We start from the raw sequence: 740 nt of genomic DNA, 5'->3' as shown, positions 1-740 counted from the left end.
TAGTCGATACGGATGTTGGTCTCCACCATGGAGTCGGGGATGTCGTACTCATTATCTATATAGTTGCTAATGAAATTGAGCACCATCACGGAGTTGTACATCGTGGTCTTGCCATATCTCTTCTCGGCAAAGCAATAGTTGTCGTACCATGGCTTCATCACCTTGATCAGCTCATCGGTGGTGTGATTGAACGGCAGGACGCTGCTGTAATAATCCAGCATCTTTCTGACTTTTTCTTCCGTGAAGGCCGCCATCTCATTGAATTTTGGGCTTAGGGAGTAGTTGGTTCCGATGTTGAATCCGCTGGTCAGGTCATCCATGGTCACAGGACTTACTCCCGTGACGAACACTCTGCCCAGGGTATTGCCAGCAGCACCCTTGATGGTGTTGAAGAACTGGCGCAAGTATCCCTCTCCGTGGGTCTGGTTGCGATACCTCACGAGATGCTCCTCATGGGCAAGAATCATGTTGGTGAAGTTGTCGTACTCATCGATGAAGAGATAAATCTTCTTTCCCACCTCCTGACACTTCTGGCAAAGAAATCTCAACTTGGATACCGCATCAGGCTCCTGTTGCAATCCTTCCTTGGTACCAGTAGGAAGAATATGTGCATAGATGTCACAAAAGAAATTGAATACAAGGCGACAATGGTTGTCCAGTCCATCCTTATAGTCATCCAATCCTGCTGCCACCTCGGCAAAATTGAGGCGGATGATGAGATATGTATTATGCTCTGGTGT

The 740-nt window shown here is 47.4% G+C and carries 1 protein-coding gene; it reads right to left on the bottom strand.

Annotated elements, in window-relative coordinates; all coding sequences use genetic code 11:
- Positions 1 to 740: AAA family ATPase (locus DW657_RS17500; RefSeq protein ID WP_158577432.1), on the bottom strand; the 740-nt coding region annotated here is incomplete at both ends.

The organism is Prevotella sp. AM23-5, assembly GCF_003473645.1.
In the GTDB taxonomy this organism is placed as follows: Bacteria; Bacteroidota; Bacteroidia; order Bacteroidales; family Bacteroidaceae; genus Prevotella; species Prevotella copri_A.
Note: the sequence above shows the minus strand (reverse complement) of the source record. Positions and strands in the feature narration are given on the sequence as shown.